Below are 19,680 nucleotides of genomic sequence, written 5' to 3'. Positions count from 1 at the left end.
GGACGGCGTGCGGAGCCTCGTCCGCGCCGGCCGGCCGGCGGCGCTGCTCTGGCGCGCGGTCCTCGCCGCCGCGCTGCTGTGCGTGATCGGTCTGCTGCCCTGGCTCTCGCGGACCGACCCGGCGCTCACCGTGCTCAAGGCCCGGGCCGCGGAGCGCACCCCCACCCCCGAGGTCCTGGCGGCCGTCCGCGGCGAAATCGGCCTGGACGGCGGCCCGTTGCGGCTGCTCGGCCGGTGGACGGGCGGGCTGCTGCGCGGGGACGCCGGACGGTCGTGGATCTCCGGCGACGCGGTCCTGCCCTCCGTGGCGCAGTCCCTGGGCGTGTCGTTGCTGCTGATGTCCGTGGCCTTGGCCGTGGCCGTTCTCACGGCCGGCGCGGTGTGCGCCCGCACGCTGTGGCTCGGCTCCCGGCGGCGGCTCTCCGGGCGCCGGACCTCGCGCGGCGGCGCCGCGATGCTTGCCGCGCTGCCCGAGTTCCTGACCGCGTCGGTGCTCGCCACCGTGGTCGGCGTGCAGTTGGGCTGGCTGCCAGCCCTCGGCTGGTACGGGCCCCAGTGGCTCGTACTGCCCGCGGTCTCGCTGGGCCTGCCCGCCGGGGCGCTGCTCGGGCGGCTCATCGACGACCTGCTGCCCGGTGCCTTCGCCGAGCCGTGGGCGCGGGCCGCCGCGGCCCGCGGCATCCCGAGTCGACGCATCGCCTGCCACGCGCTGCGCCGCTGCGTCCCCGGACTGCTGCCGAACGTCGGCCTGTTCGTCGTGGGCCTGACCGGCGGCGCGGTCGCCGTGGAGCAGATCTTCGACATCCCCGGGCTCGGCCGCACCACCCTCCAGGCCGCGGTGGCGCAGGATCTGCCCGTCCTTCAGGCGGGCACGCTCGCGCTCGTGCTGCTCGCCGCCGTGGCGGGCGGCCTCTTCCGCCTCGCGGCCCGGTTCACGAGCGGTCCCGCCCTGCGCGACGGCGCGCTGCCGACCCTGCACAGCCCGGCGTCACCCGCGCCGAGCCGGATGCCGCTGCTGTACGGCGGACTGCTCCTGGGCGTCGTCCTGCTCAGCCTGGCCCGCGATCCCCTCGCCCTGGACACCGCGGCCCGGCTCCAGTCGCCGTCCTGGGCGCACCCGTTCGGCACGGACGCCTTGGGGCGCGATGTGCTGGCCCGGGTCGGGCACGGCGCGCTGCACACCCTCGCCCTGGCCCTGGGGATCAGCGCCTTCGCCCTGGTGGCCGGTGTCCTGCTCGGCCTCCTGCCCCGGTTCTCCGGCCCGCTCCTCGACACGCTCAACGCCATACCGCCCACGCTCGCGGGCCTGCTCGTCGCCGGTGTCGCGGGCAGCGGCGCGGCCACCCCGGCCATCGCGGTGGCCTCCGTGGCCTGGGTCCCCCTGGCCGCCCATACGGCTGCCCTGCTGCTCCAGGAGCGCGCCACCCTGCACTTGACGGCCACCCGCAGCCTGGGCGCGGGCCGTCGCCACCAGCTCCGGCACCATCTGCTGCCCGCGGTACTGCCTCCCGTCACCCGCCACGCGCTGCTTCGACTCCCCGGCGTCGCGCTGGCCCTGGCAGCCCTCGGCTTCCTCGGCCTCGGCGCCCAGCCGCCGTCCCCCGAGTGGGGCCTGCTCCTCGCCGAGAACCAGCCCTACGCCGAACGCGCCCCCTGGGCGCTGCTCGCCCCGGCAGCCGCGCTCGCCCTGCTGGGAGCCCTCGCGGTGACGGCGGCGGGCGGCGTACCGATTCCTCGGTGGCTGCGGCGCGGGCGGCGGCCCGAAGACCCGCCCCGCGCAGCCGACGTACCGCCTGTGAAGCGGGAGTTGACCACGGCAGGGACGGCCGCCCGGTGAGCGGTCGACGTCTGCTGCCCCTGCCCGCCACGCTCCGGTCCCGCGCCGGGCAGCGGTCGCCCCGCGAGCGGACCTGGCCGAACCTGTCCCCGCTGCTCCGGCTGCTGATCCTGACCCAACTCGCCTTCAACATCGGCTTCTTCGCCGTCCTGCCCTTTCTGGCCGAGCACCTGGGCGCGGCGATCGGCATGGCGGGCTGGCTGGTCGGTCTCGTGCTCGGCCTGCGGACGTTCAGCCAGCAAGGGCTGTTCGTCGTGGGCGGCGCCCTGACCGACCGGTACGGCGTACGGCCGGTCGTGCTCAGCGGCTGCGTGCTGCGGATCGCCGGTTTCGCCTGGCTCGGGTACGCGCAACAAACCTGGTCGGTCATCGGGGCGGTCCTCCTGATCGGGTTCGCCGCCGCCCTGTTCTCCCCCGCCGTGGAATCCGAGGTCGCCCGGCAGGCCGTCCTCTGGGAGGAGGAGGGCCGCGGCCCTCGGACCCGCGTCCTGGCCCTGCTCACCGTGGCGGGCCAGGCCGGTGCGTTCCTCGGTCCGCTCCTCGGCGCGCTGTTGCTGTCCGTGGACTTCCGCACCGTGTGCCTGGCCGGGGCCGGGGTCTTCGTCCTCGTCCTGGCCGGGCACCTGTGGCTGCTGCCCCAGCGCATCCCCGGGCGGGAGCGGATCCGCGTACGAGGAGGCGTGGGCGAGATGCTGCGCAACCGGCGTTTCCTGGCGGTGTGCGGGGCGTACGGCGCCTATCTCCTGGCGTACAACCAGCTCTATCTCGCCCTCCCGGCCGAGGTGGAGCGCACGGCGGGGTCACAGGCGCCGCTTGCCTGGCTCTTCGCCCTCTCCTCGATCCTGGTGGTGACCACGCAGCTGCCGGTCACCCACTGGGCCGCGGGCCGGCTCGACCAGCGGCGCTCCATGGCCGCCGGGCTCGTGCTCATCTCCGTCGGGTTCGCCGTCGTGGCCCTCGCGCGGCCTGCCGCCTGGACGGGTGCGGCCGGGCTGCTGCCCGCCGCCGGGTTCGTGGTCCTGCTCACGCTCGGGCAGATGCTGGTCGCCCCGGCCGCGCGCGCCTGGGTCCCCGATCTCACGCGTGACGGCAGGCTCGGCCTGTACACCGGCGCCATGTCCTCGGTGTCCGGTCTGATCGTCCTCGCGGGCAGCGCCGCGACCGGCTCGCTCCTGGACGCGGGACTGCCGCCCTGGGTGCCGTGGCTCGCGCTCGCCGTGGTCCCGCTGCTGGCCGTGGCGCTCCTGCCCGGCCGCACCCCGGCCCCGGCCCGGTCAGCCGGCTGACGCGCCGGGCATCGCCGGAGCCGTGAGGGCCGCCAACTCCTCGGGGGTGCGCGGCCCTTCGCCCGCCCCGGCCAGCAGGCCCTTGGTCCGCAGCAGCTCCGCGACGGCGATCCCCCACGGCAGGCGAAGGCCCGCCTGTGCCAGGAGGTCGCGGTGGGCCAGCATCTCCGCGACCGGCCCCGTGCGCACTCCCGAGGGGGTGAGCAGCGCCGCGTCGTCCGCCCAGCGCAGGGCCAGGTCCACGTCATGGGTGGCCATGACCACCGTCGTCCCTGCGTCCCGCAGGCCTTGCAGCGTGGTCAGGAGGCGTTCCTGTCCGTCGGGGTCGAGCCCGGCGGTCGGCTCGTCGAGGATCAGTACGCGCGGACGCATCGCCACGGCTCCGGCGATGGCCGTCCGCTTGCGCTGGCCGTAGGAGAGCAGATGGGTGGGGCGGTCCGCCAGGGCGCTGATGTCCAGCGCGGTCAGCGCCTCGGCGACCCGTGCCCGCACCTCGGCATCGGACAGCCCCAGGTTGAGCGGCCCGAAGGACACGTCCTGCTCGACCGAGGCGGCGAACAACTGGTCGTCCGGGTCCTGGACGACCAGCTGAACGGTGGTGCGCAGCCGGGTCAGGCCCTTGCGGTCGTACGTCACGGGCGTGCCCCCGAGCGTCAATCCGCCCCGGTCCGGGCGCAGTCCGCCGCTGAGCAGCCGCATGAGGGTGGTCTTGCCGCTGCCGTTGCGCCCGAGCAGCGCGAGAGCGCGCCCCTCGGTGACATCGAAGTCCAGGCCGCTGAGCACGGTGGGCCCGTCCTCGTAGGCGTAGGAGGCGGCGCGCAGAGCGACCAAGGACTCGCCCGGTTCGCGAGGAGCGCTCGGCTCGCTCATGGAAGAAGCCTTTCCAGTACGAGGGTGAGGGCCACCAGGCCCGTGAGGAGTACCGCGCTGACGGCCACGAAGCCGCGGGAGATCCGGGCGTCGGGCACGAGCACCCGCAGCGTCCCGTCGTAGCCGCGCCCGGCGAGCCCCGCCTGCAGCCGGCCCGCCCGGTCGAAGGCGCGCACGAACGCGGTGGCGCCGAGGCCGCCCAGCGAACGCCAGGTGGCGGCCCGGGTGGTGTGGCCCAGGCGCGCGGCCTGCGCCTGCCGGATCCTGCTCATGGAGTCCAGGAGCAGGAAGCTCATGCGGTACATGACGAGGGCCACGTCCACGACCGGCGCCGGTACGCCCGCCTTCACCAGGCGGGGCAGCAGGTCCGACATGGGCGTGGTGAAGGCGAAGAGCAGGACGCCGAGCGAGGCCGCCGACGTGCGCAGGAGCAGACCGCCCGCGCGTGCGGGGCCGCCGTCGGCGAGCGTGACGAACCCTTCGGGGCCGCCGAGTTGCACGATCAGGGTCAGGGCGCCGGTGACGCAGAAGCCGAGCGGCACGCGGTAGGCGCGCCACAGTTTGCGCGGCGGCACACCGGCGGGCCCGAGCAGTACGGCGAGCGCGGCGACCAGGACCAGGGCGGCACCCGGCCAGGGCGGCAGAGAGACGGCGAGGACGGTGAAACCGAGGCCGAGCACGGCCTTGTCCACGGGGTGGCGGCGGCGCCAGCGACTGCTGTGCGCCGCCGCGTCGATGGGCAGCACGCGGGGTCAGACCTGCTCGGTCTCGGCCCGGGCGCTCTCCCCGTCGGCGGTCCGCTCCGTGGCGGCCTTCCCGGCTGTGGCGGCCTTCTCGGCTGTGGCGGCCTTCTCGGCCAGTGCGAGCTCGGCGCCCTGGCGGCGTCCCTTGCGCAGACCGAAGTAGTACGCGAGGACGCCCGCGCCCAGCGCCGCCTGAAGGGCGAAGAGCGCGGACTCGATCTCCCCGGAGGGGGGTTCGTACAGCGGCGAGAACCAGGGTTCGTAGTCCGGCTCGATCTCGGTGATCGCGGTCTCGGCCTGGGCGTCGGCCCCGGCGAACGGCTCCTTCTCGTCGTCGCCGAGACCGAGCGCCAGCGGCAGCACGGCGAGCGCGGCGACGATGAGGAGGAGCAGAGTGTTGATCTTCGCGTTGCGGCTCATCAGGCGCTGGCCCCCGTCTCCGTCTGCTTCTCCGTCGTCACGTTCTTCTCTGCCGTCACGTTCTTCTCTGCGGTCACGGCCGCTGACGACTTGCCCCGCAGCAGGACGCCGAGCCGCGTGAGCTCGCCCTTGCTCGACTGCACGAGCAGCCGCATCACCACGACGGTGAGCAGGCCCTCGCTGACGGCCAGCGGGATCTGGGTGACGGCGAAGATGCCGCCGAACTTGCCCAGGGCGCCGAGGAATCCGCTGCTCGGGTCGGGGAACGCCAGGGCCAGCTGGACGCTGGTGACGCAGTACGTGGACAGGTCGGCGACGAAGGCGCCGAAGAACACGGCGACCATGAGCGGCACGTCGTACCGCTTCAGGAGGCTGTAGACGGCGTATCCGGCCCATGGCCCGACGATCGCCATGGAGAACACGTTGGCGCCGAGCGTGGTGAGCCCGCCGTGGGCCAGCAGCAGCGCCTGGAACAGCAGCGTGATGGTGCCGAGGACCGCCATGATCGGCGGCCGGAACAGGATCGCGCCGAGGCCCGTGCCCGTCGGGTGCGAGCAACTGCCCGTGACGGAGGGGATCTTCAGTGCGGAAAGGACGAAAGTGAAGGCGCCGGATGCGCCCAGGAGCAGGGTGCTCTCCGGGTGCTCCTTGACCTCACGCGTCAGGGAGCGGACTCCGTGGACGACGAACGGCGCGGACGCTACGCCCCAGGCGATCGCGTGCGCCGGCGGGAGGAAACCCTCGGCTATGTGCATGGCTAAGCAGACCCTCTCCAGCACCTCGTGGATGGACAACGCGCCTTGGCCGGTCTCCTGGCTGACGGGTCGTACCGACCGGACTCCGCCTTCCCGGGTGCGTGAGCACCCAGTGGCTGCCGCGAGGGCTGGAGCCGGACTTCCCGATCACAGTGGCGAGGGCCGCACCGGCATCACACCGGATTTCCCGAGCACCAAGGCGTGGTGACCCTAGTGCTCGATCGAGCCTCCTGACAACTTGCGGGACCGCCCCGGCTGTGGCACGCGCGAGCGCACACGACCAGGGCGTACGCCCCTGGTCAGCCCATGTGCCTCGGCCGTGCGCGCCCCGTACGCGCGAGGTTCAGGAGGGGCGGGGCCATCGATCGCGCGAGGGTCCTGGAGCTGATGGCGGACCGCCCCGCCGCCGTGTCTCACCTCACGGTCCGGAATGTGATCAGTACTGCCCAAGAGGCCGGACCACCCCTTAGCCTGACCGGTGCAGCTGGTTCGCCCTGTCCGCCAGGCAGGAGCGTCGTAAGAGGGAACCCGGTGGGAATCCGGGACTGCCCCGCAGCGGTGAGTGGGAACGACCGCCGTCATGAGCACTGGATCCGAGCGCGGATCCGGGAAGCGACGGCCAGTAGGAACTTGTTTCGGCAGGTGTGCCCGCGAGTCCGAAGACCTGCCCGTTGCCCGTACGTGACCCCTCACGTGCGGACATCCCGGTGACCTCGTGGGCGGGTCGGCGTCGGATCAGGTGGAGCAGCCGCAGGCGCGCGTTCGGTCCATCCAGTCCGTCATCCCTTCGCGTCCGTGTCCCGTCCCCGGGATGCTCAGGAGTCATCTCGCGAAGGAGATTTCCGTGACAGCGAAGTCCGCAGCCGCGGCAGCACGGTCCACCGTGTACGGCTACCCCCGCCAGGGCCCCGACCGGGAACTGAAGAAGGCCGTCGAGGGGTACTGGAAGGGCCGCGTCACCGCCGACGCCCTCCGGGACACCGCGGCGCAGCTGCGCCGGTCCACCTGGCGGCATCTGGCCGACGCCGGCATCGACGAAGTGCCGACCGGCGACTTCTCGTACTACGACCACGTCCTGGACACCAGCGTCATGGTCGGCGCGGTCCCCCAGCGGCACCGCGAGGCCGTCGACACCGATCCGCTCGACGGATACTTCGCGATGGCCCGCGGCACCCAGGACGTGGCGCCGCTGGAGATGACCAAGTGGTTCGACACCAACTACCACTACCTCGTACCGGAGCTGGGCCCGGACACCGTCTTCACCGCCGACTCGGCCAAGCAGGTCGCCGAGCTGAAGGAGGCGATCGCGCTCGGCCTCGCGGCCCGCCCGGTCCTCGTCGGCCCGGTCACCTATCTGCTGCTCGCCAAGCCCGCGCCCGGCGTGGCCGCCGGCTTCGAGCCGCTCACCCTCCTGGACCGTCTGCTTCCCGTGTACGCCGAGGTCCTCGCCGACCTGCGCGCCGCGGGCGCCGAGTGGGTGCAGCTCGACGAGCCCGCCCTGGTCCAGGACCGCACCCCGGCCGAACTCAACGCCGCCGCGCGCGCCTACCGCGACCTGGGCGCCCTCACCGACCGCCCGAAGCTCCTGGTCGGCTCCTACTTCGGCAGGCTCGGCGAGGCGCTTCCGGTGCTCGCCAAGGCACCGGTCGACGGCCTCGCCCTGGACTTCACCGAGGCCGCCGCCAGCCAGCTCCAGGACCTCGCCGCCGTCGGCGGTCTGCCCGGCAAGCGTCTTGTCGCGGGCGTCGTCAACGGCCGCAACATCTGGATCAACGACCTGGAGAAGTCGCTGTCCACCCTGGGCACGCTCCTGGGCCTCGCCGACCGGGTCGACGTCTCCGCGTCCTGCTCCCTGCTGCACGTCCCGCTGGACTCCACCGCCGAGCGGGACATCGACCCGCAGATCGCCCGCTGGCTGGCCTTCGCCCACCAGAAGACCGCCGAGATCGCCACCCTTGCCCGCGGCCTGGCACAGGGCACGGGCGCCATCGCGGCCGAACTGTCGGCCAACCGCGCCGACTTGGCGTCCCGCTCGGGCTCCGCCCTCACCCACGACCCGGCCGTACGCTCCCGCGTCGCCGCCGTCACCGAAACCGACGCCCGCCGCGCACATGCCTACCCGGAGCGGGCGGCGGCCCAGCGGACGCGGCTGGGCCTGCCGCAGCTGCCCACGACCACCATCGGCTCGTTCCCGCAGACCGCCGAACTGCGCACGGCACGGGCCGACTTGCGTGCGGGACGTATCGACACCGCCGGGTACGAGGAGCGCATCAAGAACGAGATCCGCGAGGTCCTGGCCTTCCAGGAGAAGGCGGGCATCGACGTCCTGGTGCACGGCGAGCCCGAACGCAACGACATGGTGCAGTACTTCGCCGAGCAGCTCACCGGCTACCTCGCCACACAACACGGCTGGGTCCAGTCCTACGGCACCCGCTATGTGCGCCCGCCGGTCCTGGCAGGGGACATCTCGCGGCCCGAGCCGATGACGGTGCGCTGGACCTCGTACGCCAACTCCCTCACCGACCGTCCCGTCAAGGGCATGCTCACCGGTCCCGTCACCATGCTCGCCTGGTCCTTCGTCCGCGACGACCAGCCGCTCGGCGACACCGCGCGCCAGGTCGCCCTCGCCCTGCGCGACGAGGTCGACGACCTGGAGACGGCGGGCACTTCGGTCATCCAGGTCGACGAGCCCGCACTGCGCGAGACCCTGCCGCTGCGCGCCGCCGAGCACCCCGCGTACCTGGAGTGGGCCACGGAGTCCTTCCGCCTCACCACCAGCGGCGTACGCCCGGACACCCAGATCCACACGCACATGTGCTACGCGGAGTTCGGCGACATCGTCCAGGCCATCGACGACCTCGACGCCGACGTCATCAGCCTGGAGGCCGCCCGCTCGCACATGCAGGTGGCCCGCGAACTGGCCGAGCACGGCTACCCGCGCGAGGCGGGTCCCGGCGTGTACGACATCCACTCCCCGCGCGTACCGAGCGCGCAGGAGGCGGCGGCCCTGCTGCGCAAGGGACTTGAGGCCATCCCCGCCGAACGGCTGTGGGTGAACCCGGACTGCGGTCTCAAGACCCGCGGCTGGCCCGAGACCCGGGCCTCCCTGGAGAACCTGGTCGCGGCGGCACGGGAGGTGAGGGCGGAACTGCCCGAGCGTCGCTGACCCGAACAAGCGGACCGGGGCGGCCATGTGGGGACGCATGGCCGCCCCGCCCGCCATGATGGACGCACTGGCCGTTCCGTCACGGAGCTGGGAGGCGACCGGTGCCCAGGGGGATGAGTTACGCGGACGCGGTGCGCCTGCTGGGCGGGGCGGACAGTCCCGCGCTCGTGGCCCTCGACCGGCTGACCGGCGGCGCGCTCCTGGTGGCCACCGGCGGCGGGTCCGCTCTGGCGTTGAGCCTGTTCGACGCCCGGGGCGAGCTGGCCCGCCTGAGCCAGTCCCTGTTCTCCGGCCTCGCGGAGCGCTCGCGCGGCCTCGGCCGGTTCGACCGCACTCAACGCCTTGCAGCGGCGCACGCCGTCGTGGTGTTGGCCTCGTACTTCGACACGCTCAAGGAACTCGATCTCCCCTTCGACGGGCGGGAGTTGAGTGTCGGCAGGGCGGACGCCCTCCGCATGACCACCGGCCGGACGCCGGAGTCCGGGCGGCTCGCGGCCCTCGCGGACGAGCTGCTGCACGCCGAGGTGCCGATGCCCGCGCCGCACCGTCCCTACGAGTCGGAGCTCGTTACGCTGCGCGGCTTCTACGGCGGGCTCTCCGATCAGGTCCTGGAGTACGTGTCGGGCTGTGCGGCCTGGGAGGCCGTACCGGAGCGGGAGCGGGAGGAGCTGCGGGCCTCCCTGGTGGAGTCCGCTCCCCGACGGGCCGTATCCGCGTACGAGATCATGTACCGGCGCCTCGCGGCCGAGTTCCCCGAGGTGGCCGTCTGGGTCAACATCACCGACCACCAGGCGACCCGCCACGAGGTCCGCCGCATCGAAGGCACGCTGCGGCACCTGGAGGAAGCGGTCGCCAGGGCGGCCGACGGGCGGGTCGCGGCCGAGCGGTACGTGGCGTTGAACCGCGCGTCGCGGGCGGCGATGAACGCGCCATTGCTGTCCCTGGAGGACCTTCCCGAGGGCCTGGTGGTCCCCACGCTCGGCGCGGGATACATCTCCCCGGACTTCAAGGTGGCCGCTTTCGGGGCCGCCGACCGCCTCTCGGAGGAGTCCTGGTGGGAGGAGCGCCCCGTCCACCAGGACCTGGAAGGCTATCTGGCGGGTCTGTTCACCGCGCCGCAGGCCGTGGAGACGCCGCTCCTGCTCCTGGGGCAGCCGGGGTCGGGCAAGTCCGTGCTGACCCGCGTCCTGGCGGCGCGGCTGCCTGCCGACGACTTTCTCGTCGTACGGGTGCCGCTGTCCGCCGTACCCGCGGACGCGGCGATCCAGGACCAGATCGAGACAGCGATCCGCGACGCCACCGGGGAGGCCATGGCCTGGCCCGACGTGACGCGCACGGTGCGCCGTGCGCTGCCCGTCGTCCTGCTCGACGGCTTCGACGAACTCCTCCAGGCCACCGGTGTGAGCCAGTCCGACTACATACAGAAGGTGGCCGCCTTCCAGCAGCGCGAGGCCGCGCACGGCCGCCCGCTGGCCGTGGTCGTCACCAGCCGTACGGCGGTCGCCGACCGGGCCCGCCTCTCGCCGGGCGGCATCGCCGTACGCCTTGAGCCCTTCAGCGACGAGCAGGTGACACGGTGGCTCGACCTGTGGAACCGGACCAACGCGGGGTACTTCCGTCACCAGTCCCTGCTGCCCCTGTCTCCGGAGCATGTGCTGACGCAGCGTGAACTGGGCTCCCAGCCGCTGCTGTTGCTGATGGTCGCGCTGTACGACGCGCAGAACAACGCGTTCCGGCGCGAGCACGGAGAACTCGCGGGCTTCGACCTCTACGAACGGCTCCTGGCCCGCTTCGCGGCACGAGAGGTCAGCAAGAGCGATCCGGGGCTGACCGAGGAACAGCTCGCCCACGCGGTGGAGGCCGAGCTGCTGTGCCTGTCCGTGACCGCTTTCGCCATGGTCAACCGCGGCAGGCAGTGGGTCACCGAGGAGGAGCTGACGGCAGACCTGGAGGTACTTCTGCCACAGCGCGCACCCGCGACACGTCCCGCCGATCTGCGGGCCGCGCTCACGCCGGGGCAGGTGGTCGTGGGCCGGTTCTTCTTCATCCACCGCGCGGAGGCGTCGCGGGACGGGGTGCGGCTGCGGTCCTTCGAGTTCCTGCACTCCACCTTCGGTGAATTCCTGGTGGCACGGCTGGCACTACGGGAGCTCGAAGACCTCGCGAGGGCGGCTCGCGCTGACGCCCACCGGGTCCGGGTTCCCGCCCCCGACGACGCGTTCCTCCACGCGCTGCTCTCCTACCAGGCGCTCTCCGTCCGGTCCGCCACCCTCACCTTCCTCCACCAGTCCCTGAAGCGGCTGCCCACGGAGCAGCTCTCGGCGCTGCGACCGCTGCTCCTGCGGCTCTTCCACTCCGCGCTCCACGCCAGGCAGGAACGCGCCTTCGACGGATACCGGCCCGCGGACTCTCCCGTACCGGCCCGGCACGCCTCCTGGGCCGCGAACCTGGTGCTGCTCCTGGCCCTGCTCGGCCGACCGGTGCAGGGGCGGGAGCTGTTTCCCGAGGAGGAGCCCGCGCATCACTGGAACCGGTTGACGACCTTGCTCAAGTCTCAGCTCACGTACGAGGGCTGGCGTACGTTCGGGCGCACACTCGCCCTGGAGCGCACCTGGCTGGAGGAGTTGAAGGACGTCCGCGTCACGCTGGCCGACATCGATTCGGGCACGGCTCCCGTCGCCCCCGCGATCGATCCGTACTGGACGTACGGCATCGAGCCCGGCAGCGACCAGCGTGGGCACGTCTCCTGGATGAGGGGCGACGAGGAACCCTGGCGCCGGGAGACCCACCTGCTGTGCGACATGGACCGCGACGTCCTGCAGCACGCGCTGGAGCCCCTGTGCGAGGCCGGGCTCGGCATGGCCGTCACCGACTTCGCGGGCTACTGGGAGGATCACAGCGTCTCGGCCGCCCATGTCCTGCTGGGGCTCTGGGCCGCCCGGCACGCGGGTTCCGCACCGGCCCCGCCCTCGGAGCTGCACCGCGTCGCGCTCCATGTCGCGCTGCACAGCCTGCCCGGATCGGAGCCCGAGTTCCAGGACTTCATCGAACGCTATCTCCGCAGCGTGCTCCACGAATGGCGGGCGATCGGACACGACCCGGGCGAGGCGTGGATCGAGCAGACCATGGCCATCGTGCGCACCAATCACTCCGGCAACACCGCGGGCCCGGAACTCGACCGTCAAGAGAGTGCCCTGATGGGCGATCCGGACTGATCCCCGCCCAGCAGTGACCCCTCAGCCCCCGCCCGTATGGGCCACCCGGGACAGCAGCACGTGCAGCGTCTCCCGCTCCTCCCGGTCCAGCGGGGCCAGGAGTTCGTCGGTGACGCCTCGGGCCACCTCGTCCGAGTCGCGCAGGAAGTCGTGGCCCGCCGGGGCCAGGGCGACGATGCGGCGGCGGCGGTCGTCGGGGGCCGGGCGGCGTTCGACGAAGCCGAGGCGTTCCAGGTCGTCGACCAGGCCGACGATCGCGCTGGGGTCGTAGCCCAGCTCCTGGCTCAGTTCGCGCTGGGCCGCGCCTTCCACCGTGGCCAGGTAGCGCAACAGCGCGTAGTGGCGCAGGCGCAGGCCGGATCTCTGGAGCGCCGCGTTGAAGAGCTGCCCCGAGCGCAGGCCGAGGCGGTAGAGCAGGTAGCCCGCGTCGGCGTGCAGGCCGCGCATCCAGGGCGCGCCCTCGTCGACGGACCCTTCCTCCACGGGCTCGGCGGTCGTCTTCCGGCTGGTGGTCATGAGGGGCGCTCTCCCTGATCGGTGCTCTGCGGGCGTACGGCGGTCATCGGCGGTCGTCGGTGACAGTGTCCAGCATGCCGCAATATCGATGTTGGAAACAATCATTGACGACAACAATGGTTTGTCTTAGCTTCCTTTCTGCCATCTCTCTTTCGCTGCCTGTTGAAGGGGTTTCCCAGTGCTGGACTCATACACCGTGGACCTGCGCGGCAAGGTCGCCGTCGTCACGGGATCGGGGCGCGGCCTCGGCCTCGCCTACGCCTGTGCCCTCGCTCGCGCCGGCGCGTCGGTGGTCGTCAACGACGTCGACGCCGAAGCGGCCGAACGCGCCGTCAAGACCATCACCGGGGCAGGCGGGCGCGCCGTCGCGGAGGTTGCCGCCGTCGGCACCGGCGAGGCCGCCGACCGCCTTGTCGCCCGCGCCGTCGAGGAGTTCGGGCGGCTGGACGCGATGGTGACCAACGCAGGAATCCTGCGCGACCGGGTGCTGTGGAAGATGACCGACGAGGACTTCGACGCGGTCGTCACCACCCACCTGCGCGGCACCTTCACCTGCGCCCGCGCCGCCGCCGTACACATGCGGGAGCAGGGCGAGGGCGGCAGCCTGATCCTGGTCGGCTCCCCCGCCGGACAGCGCGGCAACTTCGGGCAGACCAACTACGCCGCCGCCAAGGCCGGGATCGCGGCCATGGTGCGTACGTGGTCGATGGAGCTGGCCAGGGCCGGCATCACCGTCAACGCGATCGTGCCGGTGGCCGCCACCGCGATGACCGAGACCATCCCCGCCTTCGCCCCGTACATCGAGGCCATGAAGGAGGGGCAGCCGCTGCCGGACTTCCTGCGCAAGGGCGAGGGCTTCGGGACGGCCGACGACTGTGCCGCACTCGTCCCCTTCCTCGCCTCCCGCTTCGCCCGCGAGGTGACCGGGCAGTGCGTCGGCATCGGCGGCGACCGGCTCGCCCTGTGGTCGCATCCGCGGGAGGCGTCCGTGGCGTACGCGGACGGCGGCTGGACACCGCAGACCATCGCCGCCGCCTGGCACACCTCGGTCGGCAGCGCCCCGGAGACGGTCGGCATCCCCGCGCCCAAGATCCCAGGAGCGTGAGGGAGTTGGACCTCTCCGAACTCACCGCGATCGACGTCCACACGCACGCCGAGGTCTCCTCCCAGGGGCACGCCTCCCTCGACGAGGACCTCGACGCCGCCTCCAGCGCGTACTTCAAGGTCGAGGGGCGCAACCGCAAGCCCACCCTCCAGGAGATGGCCGCCTACTACCGCGAGCGCAAGATGGCCGCCGTCGTCTTCACCGTGGACGCCGAGTCCGCCACCGGCACCCTGCCCGTCCCGAACGAGGAGGTCGCCGAGGCCGCCGCCGCCCACCCCGACGTACTGATCCCGTTCGCCTCCATCGACCCGTTCCGGGGGAAGGCGGGCGTGCGACAGGCCCGCAGGCTCGTGCAGGAGTACGGGGTGAAGGGCTTCAAGTTCCATCCGAGCATCCAGGGCTTCTTCCCCAACGACCGTGCTCTGGCCTACGCGTTGTACGAGGTCATCGAGGAGAGCGGCTGCGTCGCCCTCTTCCACACCGGGCAGACCGGCATCGGCGCGGGCCTGCCCGGGGGCGGCGGCATCCGGCTGAAGTACTCGAACCCGATGCACGTCGACGACGTCGCCGCCGACTTCCCCCATCTGAAGATCATCCTGGCGCATCCGTCCTTCCCCTGGCAGGACGAGGCCCTCGCCGTCGCCACGCACAAGCCGGGCGTGCACATCGACCTGTCGGGGTGGTCGCCGAAGTACTTCCCGCCCCAACTCGTGCACTACGCCAACACCTTGCTCAAGGACAAGGTGCTCTTCGGCTCCGACTTCCCCGTGCTCACCCCCGACCGCTGGCTCGCCGACTTCGCGAAGCTGGCGATCAAGGACGAGGTCCGCCCCAAGATCCTCAAGGAGAACGCCGCCCGTCTGCTCGGGCTCAAGTAGAGGGGGCGCCATGCGCAACGAAGGACTCGGCTCCTGGCCCGCGCGCCGGGCCCGCAAGACCCCGCACCGCGCCGCCCTCACCCACGAGGGCCGCACCATCACGTACGCCGCCCTGCACTCCCGCGTCCTGCGGCTCGCGCACGCCCTGCGCGCCCGAGGCGTCCGGCGCGGGGACCGGGTCGCCTACCTCGGGCCCAACCATCCGTCCTTCCTGGAGACCTTCTTCGCGGCAGGAGCACTCGGCGCGGTCTTCGTGCCGCTCAACACCCGCCTGGCCGCGCCCGAGCTCGCGTACCAACTGGCCGACGCGGGCGCCCGCACGCTGGTGCACTCCCCCGCGCAGGCCGGTGTCGTGGCGGAGCTGCGGCAGGAGGCTGGCCCCGGGGATCTCCTCGTCGAAGCGGGACAGGTGGGCCTCTTCGTCGAAGTGGGCTCGCAGTACGAGGAGTTGGTCCAGGCAGCCGGGTCCGTCGAGGAACCTCTGGACGAAGCGGTCAGCCGGGACGACGTGTGCCTCCTGATGTACACCTCCGGCACCACGGGCCGCCCCAAGGGGGCCATGCTCACCCACGCCAACCTCACCTGGAACGCCGTCAACGTCCTCGTCGACGCCGACCTCACCGCCGACACCGTGGCCCTGGTCTCCGCCCCGCTCTTCCACGCGGCGGCGCTGGGCATGCTCGCCCTGCCCGTGCTCCTCAAGGGCGGCCACTGCGTGCTCGTCCAGTCCTTCGACCCCACCGAAGCCCTCGGCCTGGTCGAACGGCACGGCGTCAGCGCGATGTTCGGGGTCCCCACGATGTACGAGCGTCTCACCCGCGAGCCGCCCTGGCACACGGCCGACCTGTCCTCGCTGCGGATCCTGATGTGCGGCGGGGCTCCCGTGCCGACCCCGCTGATCGAGGCGTACGCGGAGCGCGGGCTCGCCTTCCAGCAGGGGTACGGCATGACGGAGGCCGCGCCCGGCGCGCTCTATCTCGACGCCGAGCACGCGGAGCGCAAGGCGGGCACGGCCGGGGTGCCGCACTTCTTCACCGACGTACGCGTCGTACGTCCCGACCTCAGCCCGGCGGCCACCGGGGAGACCGGCGAGATCCTGGTGCGCGGCCCCCACGTCATGCTCGGCTACTGGCAGTTGCCGGACGAGACCGCCGCCGTCTTCGCCGACGGATGGTTCCGCACCGGCGACGCGGCCCGGGTCGACGCCGACGGCTTCGTCACCATCGCCGACCGCCTCAAAGACATGATCATCTCCGGCGGCGAGAACATCTACCCCGCCGAGGTCGAGAGCGCGCTGCTCGCCCACCCCGACGTGGTGGAGTGCGCCGTCATCGGCGTGCCGGACGCGCGCTGGGGCGAGGTGCCGCGCGCCGTCGTCGTGCCCCGCGACGGCACGGACCCCGCCCCGGACGACGTACTCGGCTTCCTGGCCGGCCGGCTCGCCAAGTACAAGATCCCCAAGTCGGTGGTGTGCGTGCCCGAACTGCCGCGCACCGCCTCCGGGAAGCTCCACAAGCCCAGCCTGCGCCGCGACCACGGCGGCGCCCCACAGACACCCACACCTGAAGGAGAGACACCCCGATGACCGTCACCGCCAACGGACTTGACGAACTGCACGCCCTCGCCGGAAGCGAACTCGGCGTCACCGACTGGCTGGAGGTCGGCCAAGGCCGCATCGACACCTTCGCCGACGCGACCGACGACCACCAGTGGATCCACACCGACCCCGAGAAGGCCGCACAAGGCCCCTTCGGCGCGCCGATCGCGCACGGCTATCTCACGCTCTCCCTCTTCATCCCGCTCTTCACCGATCTCCTCGACGTCCAGGGCGTCACCACGAAGGTCAACTACGGCCTGGACAAGGTGCGCTTCCCCTCCCCCGTGAAGGCCGGCGCCCGGATACGTCTGCGCGCCACGCTCGCCTCCGTCGACGAGGTGCGCGGCGGAGTGCAGATCGCCGTCGACGGCACGGTCGAGATCGAGGGCGGCGACAAGCCCGCCTGCGTCCTGCGCAGCCTGTCCCGCTTCTACGCCTGAGGAGCCCCGCACCATGACGCACCCACCCGCGGGAGAGGCGAGCCCCGCGTCCGAACCCGACGACAGAGCACGGCAGTTGCGCCGCGTCGCCCTGTCCGGGCTGCTCGGCACGGCCATCGAGTTCTACGACTTCCTCGTCTACGGCACCGTCGCCGCGCTCGTCTTCGGCGACCTCTTCTTCCCCGAGGCCGACCCGGCGGTCGGCACGGTCGCCGCCTTCGGCACGTTCGCCGCGGGCTATCTCGCCCGGCCCCTCGGCGGCATCGTCTTCGGCCACTTCGGCGACCGGCTCGGCCGCAAGTCGATGATGCTCCTGACCATGGTCCTGATGGGCGCGGGCAGCTTCCTCATCGGACTGCTGCCCACGTACGACGCGATCGGCTTCTGGGCGCCCGTCCTGCTCGTCCTGCTCCGCGTCGTGCAGGGCATCGCGATCGGCGGCGAGTGGGGCGGCGCCACGCTCATGGTCGCCGAGCACGCGGGCGACCGGCCGCGCGGTCTGTGGACCAGTTTCACCCAACTCGGCGCCCCGCTGGGCACGGTGCTCTCCACCGGAGTCGTCGCGCTGGTGAGCCTCCTGCCCGACGACGACTTCCGGTCCTGGGGCTGGCGGGTGCCGTTCCTGCTCTCCTTCCTGCTGCTCGGCGCAGGCCTGTACATCCGCCTCAAGGTCACCGAGAGCCCGCTGTTCACCTCGCTCTCGCAACGGCGCGAGCGCGCGCGGATGCCGCTGCTCGAAGTCCTGCGCGCGCCGCGCCCGGTCCTGCTCGCCTCGGCGGTCGGCATCGGCCCGTTCACCGCGCAGGCGCTGATGACCAGCTTCATGATCTCGTACGCCGTCGACGAGGGGTACACGCGCCCGCAGGTGCTCACCGGGGTCACCGTCGCCTCCTGCGTGGCCCTGGTCGTGCTGCCGTGCGCCAACCTCCTCTCCGACCGCTTCGGGCGCCGCCCCCTGGTCCTTGCCGGGGCGCTCCTCTCGGCGGCCACCGCCTTCCCTGTCTTCGCGCTCGTCGACAGCCACCGGCCCGGCCTGCTGATCCTCGCCTGCGTGATCGGGCACGGGATCGCGCAGTCCGTGATGTACGGGCCGCTGGGCGCGCTGTTCAGCGAGATGTTCTCGACGCGGGTGCGCTACACCGGTGCCTCGCTCGGCTACCAGACGGCGACGCTGCTGGGCGCGGGCTTCTCTCCGCTGGTCGCCAGCGGGCTGCTCGCCGCGTACGACTCCAGCGATGCCATCGCGCTGCTGCTCGTGGCCGGGGGCCTGATCACCGCGCTCGCCGTCTGGCGGGTCAAGGAGACGAACGCCCGCGATCTCGCCGTGCAGGGCGCTTCGCCCACACCGTCCGCGCCGCCCACCACGTCATCCCCCACCGCCGCGTCCTCCGTACAAGGAGAATCCACATGACACGCACCACCCGGCCACGCACCACCCGGCGGTCCGCGGTGGTCGCTCCCGCAGCCCTGCTGCTCCTCCTGTCCGCCGCGGTCCCGGCCTCCGCCACGCCGTCCACGGCCGCCCGTCACCTGGAGGGCACCCTCCCGTCCGGCGCCACGTACGTGATCGACACCCCGGACGACTGGAACGGCACCGTCCTGCTCTTCAGCCACGGCTACCGCCCCGAAGGCTCCCCCAACCCGGCCGTGAACGCCTCCGACGGGCCCACCAAGAAGCTGCTCCTGAAAGAGGGTTACGCACTCGTCGGCTCCTCGTACGCGACGACCGGCTGGTCCGTGGAGCAGGCGGTGCCCGACCAGCTGGCCGCGCTCGACACCTTCCGAGGGGAGGTCGGCGAGGCCCGGCGGACGCTCGCCTGGGGCCAGTCGCTCGGCGGTCTGGTCACCACGACCATCGCCGAGCGCCACCCGGCGCGCATCGACGGCTCCCTGTCCCTGTGCGGCCTCGTGCACGGCTCGGTCGCGAACTGGAACTCCACGCTGGACGCCACGTTCGCCCTGCGCACCCTCCTCGCGCCCGACTCCGGTGACGGAAGCATCCGGTTGACCGGATTCAAGGACGCCGCCGACGCGGCCGTCTCCGCCAAGCGGCTCGGCGAGAAGCTGGGCACCGCGCAGAACTCCGCGGACGGCCGGGCCCGCATCGCCCTCGCCGCCGCGCTGCACGACATCCCGGGCTGGAACGACCCGGCCACGCCTCGCCCCGCCCCGGACGACTACCCAGCCCAGCAGGCGAACCAGTACACGGCGGTACGCGGCCTGGTGGCGCAGCCCGGCTTCGCCTGGCGGGAGGAGGCCGAACGCCGCGCGGGCGGCAACATGTCCTGGAACACGGGCGTCGACTACGCGGCGATGCTGGCCCGCTCCGCCCACCACAAGGAGGTCAAGGCCCTCTACAAGGCGGCCGGCCTGTCCCTCCGGAGCGACCTGCGCGACCTCGCCCGCGCGCCGCGCGTCGGCGCCGAGCCCCGCGCGGTGCGCTACATGGCCGACCACGCGGCGCCCTCCGGCCGCCTGAGCAAGCCCCAGCTCGCCGTCCACACCACCGGCGACGCGCTCGTCCCCGTCGAGGTGGAGAGCGCCTACCGGCAGGCGGTGACCGCCGCGGGCCGCGCCCCGCTGCTGCGCCAGGCCTATACCGAGAACGCCGGGCACTGCACCTTCAGCCCGGCCGAACAGCTCGCCGCCGTGCACACGATCGACCACCGGACCACGACGGGCCACTGGGCCGACACCCCACCGGACGCCCTCAACTCCCGCGCCCGGCAAGCCGATCCGACCACCGCGGCCCGCTACGCGGCGTACCGCCCCGGCCCGTACCCGCGCCCCTTCCAGGGGGCGCCTCAGGGGTTGTCCAGATAGGCGAGAACGGCCAGGACACGACGCCCGAG

The 19,680-nt window shown here is 72.6% G+C and carries 15 protein-coding genes and 2 riboswitches; of the genes, 10 read left to right on the top strand and 5 right to left on the bottom strand.

Going from position 1 to position 19,680, the window contains the following annotated elements:
- Positions 1-7 precede the first annotated feature (7 nt).
- A complete protein-coding gene (locus ACZ6ZP_RS23470; RefSeq protein ID WP_469408235.1) occupies positions 8-1,837 on the top strand; it encodes an ABC transporter permease subunit in 1,830 nt (609 codons plus the stop codon).
- A gap of 20 nt (positions 1,838-1,857) precedes the next feature.
- Positions 1,858-3,123 carry an MDR family MFS transporter gene (locus tag ACZ6ZP_RS23465; RefSeq protein WP_469408382.1) on the top strand — a complete coding sequence of 422 codons (1,266 nt, stop codon included), beginning with the start codon at positions 1,858-1,860 and terminating at the stop codon, positions 3,121-3,123.
- On the opposite strand, the gene ACZ6ZP_RS23460 is transcribed toward ACZ6ZP_RS23465, so the two are convergent.
- The 4 genes from ACZ6ZP_RS23460 to ACZ6ZP_RS23445 are packed head-to-tail and all read right to left on the bottom strand — an operon-like array spanning position 3,112 to position 5,911.
- Positions 3,112-3,993 (bottom strand): energy-coupling factor ABC transporter ATP-binding protein, encoded by an 882-nt coding sequence (locus ACZ6ZP_RS23460; RefSeq protein WP_469408233.1) that lies wholly within the window; start codon positions 3,991-3,993, stop codon positions 3,112-3,114. The two genes, ACZ6ZP_RS23465 and ACZ6ZP_RS23460, sit on opposite strands and share 12 nt — an antisense overlap.
- Positions 3,990-4,739 carry a cobalt ECF transporter T component CbiQ gene (gene cbiQ, locus ACZ6ZP_RS23455; RefSeq protein ID WP_469408232.1) on the bottom strand — a complete coding sequence of 250 codons (750 nt, stop codon included), beginning with the start codon at positions 4,737-4,739 and terminating at the stop codon, positions 3,990-3,992. Before cbiQ ends, ACZ6ZP_RS23460 begins: the two co-directional genes overlap by 4 nt.
- A 6-nt stretch (positions 4,740-4,745) precedes the next feature.
- On the bottom strand, positions 4,746-5,156 hold the full coding sequence (locus tag ACZ6ZP_RS23450; RefSeq protein WP_469408231.1) for an energy-coupling factor ABC transporter substrate-binding protein: 411 nt from the start codon (positions 5,154-5,156) through the stop codon (positions 4,746-4,748).
- Positions 5,156-5,911 (bottom strand): energy-coupling factor ABC transporter permease, encoded by a 756-nt coding sequence (locus tag ACZ6ZP_RS23445; protein WP_469408230.1) that lies wholly within the window; start codon positions 5,909-5,911, stop codon positions 5,156-5,158. The genes ACZ6ZP_RS23450 and ACZ6ZP_RS23445 overlap by 1 nt, the downstream gene beginning before the upstream one ends.
- A 30-nt stretch (positions 5,912-5,941) precedes the next feature.
- Positions 5,942-6,125: riboswitch (cobalamin riboswitch) on the bottom strand.
- 254 nt (positions 6,126-6,379) lie between these two features.
- A riboswitch (cobalamin riboswitch) is annotated at positions 6,380-6,597 on the top strand.
- Positions 6,598-6,755: 158 nt separating this feature from the next.
- Between ACZ6ZP_RS23445 and metE the strand changes: the two genes are divergently transcribed.
- Together metE and ACZ6ZP_RS23435 are read left to right on the top strand one after the other, a co-directional pair.
- Positions 6,756-9,077, top strand: coding sequence for a 5-methyltetrahydropteroyltriglutamate--homocysteine S-methyltransferase (metE, locus tag ACZ6ZP_RS23440; RefSeq protein WP_469408229.1), 2,322 nt, complete (start codon positions 6,756-6,758; stop codon positions 9,075-9,077).
- Between the two features lie 101 nt (positions 9,078-9,178).
- Positions 9,179-12,292: an NACHT domain-containing protein gene (locus ACZ6ZP_RS23435; RefSeq protein WP_469408228.1), complete on the top strand. Its 3,114-nt coding sequence runs from the start codon at positions 9,179-9,181 to the stop codon at positions 12,290-12,292.
- Between the two features lie 21 nt (positions 12,293-12,313).
- Here the strand turns inward: ACZ6ZP_RS23435 and ACZ6ZP_RS23430 are convergent, their stop codons facing one another.
- Positions 12,314-12,739 (bottom strand): MarR family winged helix-turn-helix transcriptional regulator, encoded by a 426-nt coding sequence (locus ACZ6ZP_RS23430; protein ID WP_351164475.1) that lies wholly within the window; start codon positions 12,737-12,739, stop codon positions 12,314-12,316.
- A 250-nt stretch (positions 12,740-12,989) separates the two neighbouring features.
- On the opposite strand from ACZ6ZP_RS23430, the gene ACZ6ZP_RS23425 reads away from it, so the two are divergent.
- The 6 genes from ACZ6ZP_RS23425 to ACZ6ZP_RS23400 are packed head-to-tail and all read left to right on the top strand — an operon-like array spanning position 12,990 to position 19,651.
- A complete protein-coding gene (locus tag ACZ6ZP_RS23425) occupies positions 12,990-13,913 on the top strand; it encodes an SDR family NAD(P)-dependent oxidoreductase (protein WP_366464404.1) in 924 nt (307 codons plus the stop codon).
- 5 nt (positions 13,914-13,918) lie between these two features.
- Complete coding sequence (locus tag ACZ6ZP_RS23420; RefSeq protein WP_469408379.1) at positions 13,919-14,791, top strand: amidohydrolase family protein; 873 nt, start codon at positions 13,919-13,921, stop codon at positions 14,789-14,791.
- Positions 14,792-14,801: 10 nt separating this feature from the next.
- Positions 14,802-16,376, top strand: a complete 1,575-nt coding sequence (locus tag ACZ6ZP_RS23415; protein WP_469408227.1) for an acyl-CoA synthetase — start codon at positions 14,802-14,804, stop codon at positions 16,374-16,376.
- Entirely contained in the window at positions 16,373-16,828 is a 456-nt protein-coding gene (locus tag ACZ6ZP_RS23410; protein WP_351164216.1) for a MaoC family dehydratase, read from the top strand. The genes ACZ6ZP_RS23415 and ACZ6ZP_RS23410 overlap by 4 nt, the downstream gene beginning before the upstream one ends.
- A gap of 13 nt (positions 16,829-16,841) precedes the next feature.
- Positions 16,842-18,239, top strand: coding sequence for an MFS transporter (locus tag ACZ6ZP_RS23405; RefSeq protein ID WP_351164215.1), 1,398 nt, complete (start codon positions 16,842-16,844; stop codon positions 18,237-18,239).
- The gene (locus ACZ6ZP_RS23400) at positions 18,236-19,651 is read left to right on the top strand and encodes an alpha/beta hydrolase family protein (protein WP_469408226.1); all 1,416 of its coding nucleotides are present in this window, start codon (positions 18,236-18,238) and stop codon (positions 19,649-19,651) included. The genes ACZ6ZP_RS23405 and ACZ6ZP_RS23400 overlap by 4 nt, the downstream gene beginning before the upstream one ends.
- Positions 19,652-19,680: the final 29 nt, after the last annotated feature.

This window comes from Streptomyces sp. NPDC054047 (genome assembly GCF_055585065.1).
This window is presented reverse-complemented; position numbering and strand designations above follow the sequence as displayed.